Source organism: Streptomyces sp. GbtcB7 (assembly GCF_019091445.1).
GTDB lineage: Bacteria > Actinomycetota > Actinomycetes > Streptomycetales > Streptomycetaceae > Streptomyces > Streptomyces mirabilis.
In genome coordinates this window covers 1-357 of the sequence record NZ_JAGXJM010000183.1, presented here as the reverse complement: position 1 = coordinate 357, position 357 = coordinate 1, and the positions used below count along the sequence as shown (strand labels likewise).

General features: G+C 65.0%; 1 protein-coding gene. It reads left to right on the top strand.

The features are described 5' to 3' along the window. Positions 1-357, top strand: a 357-nt coding sequence (locus tag KVT44_RS55770; protein ID WP_217576910.1) for an Ig-like domain-containing protein, incomplete at both ends; no start/stop codon positions are given.

The window sequence follows — 357 nt, the reverse complement described above, 5'->3', positions numbered from 1 at the left end:
CGGGCACCTCTCCCCCGAGGACGGCTCGACCGTCGGCGTGGGCATGCCGGTGACGGTCAACTTCGACAGGGCGATCAACAACAAGGCCGCCGTGGAGTCGAAGATCCAGGTCAGCTCCAGCAGCGGCCAGCAGGTCGTCGGCCACTGGTTCAACGACGACCGCCTGGACTTCCGCCCCAACAACTACTGGAAGCCCGGCTCCGCCGTCACCGTCACGCTCAACCTCCACGGCATCCAGAAGACGGTCACGTTCAAGATCGGCCGGAGCCAGGTCAGCACCGTCGACGCCAAGACGAAGCAGATGACCGTCGTACGGGACGGCAAGACGATCAAGACCATCCCGATCTCGTCCGGCAG